General features: G+C 50.6%; 4 protein-coding genes, 1 tRNA gene, 2 rRNA genes and 1 pseudogene (1 of these 8 running past the window's edge). 1 reads left to right on the forward strand and 7 read right to left on the reverse strand.

Annotated features, from left to right (window positions below; all coding sequences use genetic code 11):
* Nucleotides 1-31: 31 nt before the first annotated feature.
* Both TR2A62_RS08500 and TR2A62_RS19125 read right to left on the reverse strand, forming a co-directional pair.
* The gene (locus tag TR2A62_RS08500; RefSeq protein ID WP_009159794.1) at nucleotides 32-904 is read right to left on the reverse strand and encodes a glycosyltransferase family 2 protein; all 873 of its coding nucleotides are present in this window, start codon (nucleotides 902-904) and stop codon (nucleotides 32-34) included.
* Nucleotides 904-1,974 (reverse strand): glycosyltransferase family 1 protein, encoded by a 1,071-nt coding sequence (locus TR2A62_RS19125; protein WP_050761070.1) that lies wholly within the window; start codon nucleotides 1,972-1,974, stop codon nucleotides 904-906. Before TR2A62_RS19125 ends, TR2A62_RS08500 begins: the two co-directional genes overlap by 1 nt.
* Nucleotides 1,975-2,131: 157 nt before the next feature.
* Between TR2A62_RS19125 and TR2A62_RS18475 the strand changes: the two are divergent.
* Nucleotides 2,132-3,260, forward strand: a pseudogene (locus TR2A62_RS18475) (IS3 family transposase).
* A 258-nt stretch (nucleotides 3,261-3,518) separates the two neighbouring features.
* Here the strand turns inward: TR2A62_RS18475 and TR2A62_RS08520 are convergent.
* From TR2A62_RS08520 to TR2A62_RS08540, 5 genes are all read right to left on the reverse strand, one after another.
* The gene (locus tag TR2A62_RS08520) at nucleotides 3,519-3,758 is read right to left on the reverse strand and encodes a hypothetical protein (protein WP_040820510.1); all 240 of its coding nucleotides are present in this window, start codon (nucleotides 3,756-3,758) and stop codon (nucleotides 3,519-3,521) included.
* 9 nt (nucleotides 3,759-3,767) lie between these two features.
* Nucleotides 3,768-4,061 carry a hypothetical protein gene (locus TR2A62_RS08525; protein WP_150103477.1) on the reverse strand — a complete coding sequence of 98 codons (294 nt, stop codon included), beginning with the start codon at nucleotides 4,059-4,061 and terminating at the stop codon, nucleotides 3,768-3,770.
* A 371-nt stretch (nucleotides 4,062-4,432) separates the two neighbouring features.
* Nucleotides 4,433-4,509: transfer RNA gene (locus TR2A62_RS08530), tRNA-Met, on the reverse strand.
* 72 nt (nucleotides 4,510-4,581) lie between these two features.
* Nucleotides 4,582-4,696 (reverse strand): 5S ribosomal RNA (rrf, locus tag TR2A62_RS08535).
* Nucleotides 4,697-4,812: 116 nt separating this feature from the next.
* A 23S ribosomal RNA gene (locus tag TR2A62_RS08540) occupies nucleotides 4,813-7,511 on the reverse strand; it runs 134 nt beyond the window's last position.

A 7,511-nucleotide genomic window follows, 5' to 3' on the forward strand; every position in this document is an offset into this window, starting at 1 on the left:
AATCCACCTTTAAAATTACCAAACTACGCCATTACCAACGAAAATATCCGCGGAGCCTACCGATCGCTGTATACAGCGCCAGCAAAGCAAATCTTGGCCGAAGGCATAAAAGTGAGAGAACCGCCTTTGCTACAGGCCTTAATATCCAATTAAGAAGAGAAAGCGTGCCGTATTTATGCTTTCGAAGCACAGCCCCCATTCCACGACCATAAAGGTATGCCTTCGCAAAATCGGCTTTCGTTGGGTCGGACACTAAAATTTCTAGATGATGGCCAAAAATATCTGGATCGTAAAATTGATTGAAACCAGACTCAAAAGCTCTGAGCGAAAGATCAGGACCCTCGCATGAGCCATCAAGCTCCCCGACCCCAAGAGATTCATCGTAGCCGTCTATCGCTTGCAGCACTTCTCTACGTACGAAGACTACCCATTCAATCTGTGTGATCCAGACCGTTTCGGCGTCCACCCAAGTACTATTGTCTAGAAATCGACCGTTGATTGACCGTTCAGTTTCGTCTGCGGCACGGCCCGATAGAATGTGTGGCTGCTCTCTGGCAAAAGCCTTCAGTGCCTTCTCTAGAAAGTCGCTCGGATACCAACAGTCATCATCTGCAAACAGATAGATTTCAGCACTACAAGCTCGCCACCCTATATTTCGCGCTCGTGACAATCCCCTGATCTCAGGGACAGAAATATGCTGGATAGTTAAGCGATCGCGATACTTATCAATCTCGCCCTTCAATCTCCGATCATTGTTCTGGTCAACAATGATTACTTCAAAGTTCTGAAAAGACTGACTCTCTAGTGATTCGAGTAAACGACCAACCTCTCTGTCTCGTCCAAGCGTTGCTACAACGATCGCAACCTTACGATTTATGGCACCTGATAAACCTTTATTATCCATCACTTTATCCGCTCTTCAACTAGATTACAGATCTTTCGCGCGGATTCGTCCCACTTGAAACGCTCTGAGTTTTTGAATCCCAGCGTTGTTTGCGCATCCCGGATGGATGCGTCTTCTAACAGTAGCATTAGAGTATCTGCCCACTTCTCCGGATCAAGGCTGTCGACATAGATTGCGCCTGCACCACAGGTTTCCGGCAGTGCCCCTCCGCGAGAGCAGACCACTATTGCGCCACGACGCATTGCTTCAAGTGGCGGAAGTCCGAAGCCTTCTGTTTTTGAAGGAAACACGAAACAGGTACACTTCTCATACAAAGCAACCAATTCTTCATCTGTGACCCTTCCGAGTACCTTGATCCGGCCTTTAAAAGATGCGCAGTGATTTAATTGACTGCGTGATAAGCCACCGCCTGCTATTGCTAGCGAGACTGAATAATCCTTCACTTTTGAGAATGCTTCAATGGCTAAATTTAAGTTCTTATGCTCCCCAGCACCAGCCAAGCACAGAAAGTACTTTCGGTCCTTTAAGCCCACCTTAGAAAGGTAATCCATATCTGGAGTTAACTCATCAATATGGTCACATCCATTTGGAACGACCGAGACATCCGATGCACCCACAATTCTGTATTTACGCAACATCCTCTTTGAATGAGTTGAGACTGTAACAAGGATCTTAGCTCTTCGGGCAAGTAAAGGTTGCAATAGTCGATAAGCCGTCCTGAACGACCACGAGTAGGATTTCGGAAACTCCCTAACCTGGGCATCGTGAATTATCACCAACTGGTTTTTTTTAGCGACTGGGCCCATATTGCAGCAGCTTAGCAACCAGCTGCCGCGGGTCGCCAAGGGTAAAGCAATCTGCTCCCAGATATACCCGCTGCCAAGAAATCGACCAGCTGGTCGTGAAAACTTATAGAGGGGATGGTCAACCACCAACTTGGAATTAGCTTTAGCTGCGGGCACCAACACACGAAAAGTCGATGGACCTAACTCCGCAGCAAGCTTTAATCCCAGTTCAGTTGCAGTACGGTCAACCCCTGACTGTGGACGGCACAAGAACCGTCCATTCATGCTTATCAGAGTTTTCAAGACGATCAGTATCCCTTAATAATCTATCTACAAAATCGGTGTGTACGATATTAAGATTGCGCGCAAGTAATTGTGAAGTGGTCCGGCAAATTCGGACAGCGTGCTAAGATGTATCCAACCCGAACGAATGGATACGAGAATGACAAAGCGACGGAACTTTTCAGACCAGTTTAAAGCTGCTGTGGCGCTTGAGGCGCTGCGCGGTGACAAGACGGTTCAGGAGATTGCGGCCAAGCGCCAGCTCCACCCAACGCAGGTGAGCACATGGAAACGTCAGGCGATCGAAGGCATGGCAGGCGTTTTCTCCGACAAGGTTAAAAAGGCTGAGAATAAGGACGGCGAGATCAAGGAGCTGCACGCTAAGATTGGTCAGTTGGCGGTGGAGAATGATTTTTTGTCACAAGGGCTGAAGCGGTGAGCCCATTAAAACGCCGCGAGATGATCCGCAAAGACAACACAAACTGAGCCTGACGCGCCAGTGTAAACTGCTCAAGATTAGCCGTTCGTCGATCTATTACACACCAGTTGGGGTGAATGCAGAGACGCTTAAGCTGATGCATGAGATTGATAGGGTGTTCACGAAATACCCGTTCTTCGGAAGTCGCCAGATTGCAGCCTACCTTCCTCAGTCTGGCTTCTCAGCCAGACGGCACCGTGTGCGTCGCCTGATGAACATCATGGGGTTGCAGACTATCTACAAGGGGCCGAACACCAGCAAGAAGCACCCACAGCACCGCATTTATCCATACCTGCTGAGGAAGCTCGCAATCACGCGGCCCAATCAGGTTTGGTGCAGCGACATCACCTACATCCCCGTCAAGAACGGCTTTCTGTATCTGGTGGCGATTATGGATTGGGCGACCCGCAAGGTTTTGACCTGGCGGTTTTCCAATACGTTGGATGCCAGCTTTTGTATTGAGGCGTTGAAGGAGGCAATCGCCCGATATGGCAAGCCAGAGATAATGAATACGGATCAGGGCAGCCAATACACAGGCGCGGGCTGGATCACGACTTTGACCAAAGCTGACATCAAAATATCAATGGATGGGCGGGGCCGCTATCTCGACAACATCTTCATCTAACGGTTGTGGCGGTCGCTGAAACAGGAGGCCGTTTACCTGCATGAAATCACCGACGGCTTCCAAGCAAAACGGATCATCGATAACTGGATTGGGTTCTACAACTCGGAGCGCCCTCACACCGCCCTTGATAAGCGAACAACGGACATCGCATACTTCGGCCAAGCGGAGACACGAAAAGCGGCATGAACACACACCAGATGCACCTTAGCCAAGCCGCAAACCTGTCCTAAAAAGCAGGACCACTTCAATAGACGTCTCTCTCCTTCTTTCTTTACAATCCTCAACATTCCGGAGCAAAAGCGGAAGCCGGACGTACTGGACCTGTCACGGTTTCGTGCCGCCCCAGGTGCTCGTTTAAGCCACCTTCCGCTCGAAGGCGACAGGACTTTTCTAGCCCAGAGCTGAGTGTCGGCGTCGCGGATTGTACGCGAGGACGCTGGGTGGCTACGGCTTCAACCAGAGCTTGGAGAGGTCCAGGGTAAGCAGTGTGCCAGCAGCGATCAGGATAACAAAAAGCCAGTCGTTGAAACCCATGACCGCACTAACCTTGGAGATGGCGTAGCCCCCGATTACGATTGCCGCGAGTAACGCGATTTCGCCGTAGCGATGGGGATTAAAGTTGGCTGCCAGCCCAATGAACAACATAAGGATGAAGGTCGGGCTCTCAGTGAAGATTCCGGCCAATGACGTGCCCTAAAACCCCATCTTGGCGAACATAGAAATGAGGTAGAATAATAGCACGAGGCTCAGAACAGTTGGTGGATCAAGGCGCTTCGAATGCAGAAAATTTCCACGGATCAGCGGCAATACTATAAAGGCCGCTATAATCCCTGACATGAGATCGGGCGTGAAGTTTGTCTGTCGCTTGATGAACCAGAGCGAATAATGCGTGTAAGTGACGCTACCAATTGCGGCAGCGACAGCGAGATTGCCTGTAGCTACCCAAGCCCGCGTATCATCTTTAAGTCCTTTAATTTGCTCAAACAATCCACCGCCCCGCTTCTGTGCAACGAGTTTGATACGAACATGCAAATTCGGCGAGATTAAGCAATAACGGCATTGAAGTCCTCCCCAGCGGCCTCTCCTCCGTTAGTGCTGAACTCTGTTGACGACGTGATTTCCGCACGGCCCGGGGATGCGGTTCTAACGCACCAGAATGAACCAACCTTTTTCGCGATTTTTTCCGGGATAGGAACCTGCGGGTATCCTGCCGAGTGGCTGTCCAGGTGGTCATAAAAGATTGTACGTGTGTAGTTGGCATTTTGGTGACCGCAATGGCGATTTTAGTAGTTCCGGACACTCGCCGGACACAACAAAAAAGGCCCTGAGCAGTTTAACGCTCATGGACCTTATTTATTTGGTTGCGGGAGTAGGATTTGAACCTACGACCTTCAGGTTATGAGCCTGACGAGCTACCGGGCTGCTCCATCCCGCGCCAATGCGCATCCTCATGTCGATGTATTGAGATGAGGATCATCGTTAGAGAGATTATAGTGTTCCTTACTAGGTTTGGCAGTGACTTACTCTCCCACGTCTTAAGACGCAGTACCATCAGCGCAACGGTGCTTAACGGCCGAGTTCGGGATGGGATCGGGTGTTTCACTCGTGCTATGACCACCAAACCAAGAAAGGAACACTGGCGTTTTTCAACGCCATCCAAGTCAGTAAAGCTAATGTGTATGTGTATGCTTTTGCTGATGTTCTAGTAGTTTTCAGGCGAACCTGTCTTCTACTGGATCAAATCAAGCCTATCGGACAATTAGTATCGGTCAACTGAACGCGTTACCGCGCTTACATCTCCGACCTATCGACGTAGTAGTCTACTACGGTCCTCAGGGATACCTTGTTTTGAGGGGGGCTTCCCGCTTAGATGCCTTCAGCGGTTATCCTTTCCGATCATAGCTACCCAGCACTGCTCCTGGCGGAACAACTGGTACACCAGTGGATCGTTCACCCCGGTCCTCTCGTACTAGGGGCAACTCCTCTCAAGTATCCTACACCCACGGAAGATAGGGACCGAACTGTCTCACGACGTTCTAAACCCAGCTCACGTACCTCTTTAAATGGCGAACAGCCATACCCTTGGGACCTGCTCCAGCCCCAGGATGAGATGAGCCGACATCGAGGTGCCAAACGGTGCCGTCGATATGGACTCTTGGGCACCATCAGCCTGTTATCCCCGGCGTACCTTTTATCCGTTGAGCGATGGCCCTTCCACTCGGGACCACCGGATCACTATGGCCGTCTTTCGACTCTGCTCGACTTGTCAGTCTCGCAGTCAGGCTGGCTTCTGCCATTGCACTCAACGAGCGATTTCCGACCGCTCTGAGCCAACCTTCGCGCGCCTCCGTTACTGTTTGGGAGGCGACCGCCCCAGTCAAACTACCCACCACACAGGGTCCCGGATCCCGATAAGGGACCGCGGTTAGATATCAAACAGGTAAAGGGTGGTATCTCAAGGGAGGCTCCACAGAAACTGGCGTTCCTGCTTCAAAGCCCACCACCTATCCTGCACATGACATGTCTGATATCAGTGTGAAGCTGTAGTAAAGGTGCACGGGGTCTTTCCGTCTAACCGCGGGAAACCTGCATCTTGACAGGTAATTCAATTTCGCTGAGTCTATGTTGGAGACAGCGGGGAAGTCGTTACGCCATTCGTGCAGGTCGGAACTTACCCGACAAGGAATTTCGCTACCTTAGGACCGTTATAGTTACGGCCGCCGTTTACCTGGGCTTCAATTCGGAGCTTGCACTCCTCCTTTTAACCTTCAGGCACCGGGCAGGCGTCAGACCCTATACGTCGTCTTGCGACTTCGCAGAGCCCTGTGTTTTTAGTAAACAGTCGCCACCCCCTGGTTTGTGCCCCCAGTCTTTACTTGCGTAGAAACTGGGCCTCCTTCTCGCGAACTTACGGAGGTATTTTGCCGAGTTCCTTCAACATAGTTCTCTCAAGCGCCTTGGTATTCTCTACCAGTCCACCTGTGTCGGTTTAGGGTACGATCTGATGATGGAGCTATTTCCAGGAACCTCTAAGCAGCCCATTCAATCCAATAAGGATGAACTACCCTCGAGATCCGTCACTACCATCTGGCTCAGGAATATTAACCTGATTCCCATCGACTACGCCTTTCGGCCTCGCCTTAGGGGTCGGCTTACCCTGCTCAGATTAACTTTAAGCAGGAACCCTTGGACTTTCGGCGACAGGGTCTCTCACCCTGTTTGTCGCTACTCATGTCATCATTCTCACTAGTGATCTCTCCACCCGATGGCTCACGCCCGGGCTTCACAGAAAACTCCTTATCCTCCGCTGTACCCGAAGGCACAAAAGAGGATCGGAGTTATGTCACACTACGCTCTGCTACCATGCAATAAATGCATCCTAAGCTTCGGCTCATGGCTTGAGCCCCGTTACATCTTCGCCGCAGGACAACTTAATTAGACCAGTGAGCTGTTACGCTATCTTTAAAGGATGGCTGCTTCTAAGCCAACCTCCTGGTTGTTTTGGTCGTCCCACCTGCTTTCCCACTTAGCCATGAATTAGGGGCCTTAGCTGTAGGTCAGGGTTGTTTCCCTTTTCACAACGGACGTTAGCACCCGCTGTGTGTCTGCCATCTAGTACTCCTCGGTATTCGGAGTTTGGTTAGGATCAGTAAGCCTGTGGGGCCCCATTACCCATCCAGTGCTCTACCCCCGAGGGTATTCGGATGACGCTCTACCTAAATAGATTTCGCAGAGAACCAGCTATCTCCGAGTTTGATTGGCCTTTCACCCCTAGGCACAACTCATCCCGACCTTTTTCAACAGGTGTGGGTTCGGTCCTCCAGTGCATGTTACTGCACCTTCAACCTGGTCATGCCTAGATCACTCGGTTTCGGGTCTGATCCCACTAACTCATTCGCCCTATTAAGACTCGCTTTCGCTGCGCCTACACCTAACGGCTTAAGCTTGCTAGTGAGACCAAGTCGATGACCCATTATACAAAAGGTACGCTGTCAGGCCTCAAGGGCCCTCCAACTGATTGTAGGCGTTCGGTTTCAGGAACTGTTTCACTCCCCTCGTCGGGGTGCTTTTCACCTTTCCCTCACGGTACTGGTTCACTATCGGTCAGTAAGGAGTACTTAGCCTTCGAAGGTGGTCCTCCGATGTTCAGACAGAATTTCACGTGTTCCGCCCTACTTAATACGTCTGATCGTGCTTCATATACGGGACTGTCACCCACTATGGTTGGCCTTTCCAGACCATTCTATTCACACTCACAGCTCGGCTGGTCCCCGTTCGCTCGCCGCTACTAGGGGAGTATCTATTGATTTCCTTTCCTCCGGGTACTTAGATGTTTCAGTTCCCCGGGTTTGCTTTTTTAAACCTATATATTCAGTCTAAAAATACCTGGTTAACCTCATTATTAGCCGCCCCGAAGGGTAGTAATAACAAAGTATC

The sequence above is a fragment of the Thalassobium sp. R2A62 genome (assembly GCF_000161835.1).
Lineage (GTDB): Bacteria > Pseudomonadota > Alphaproteobacteria > Rhodobacterales > Rhodobacteraceae > Thalassobium.

What these genes read in the sequence shown, in the direction of transcription:
- TR2A62_RS19125 (WP_050761070.1), bottom strand. Translation starts at nt 1,974, where the DNA reads ATGAATGGACGGTTCTTGTGCCGTCCACAGTCAGGGGTTGACCGTACT.
- TR2A62_RS08500 (WP_009159794.1), bottom strand. Translation starts at nt 904, where the DNA reads ATGGATAATAAAGGTTTATCAGGTGCCATAAATCGTAAGGTTGCGATC.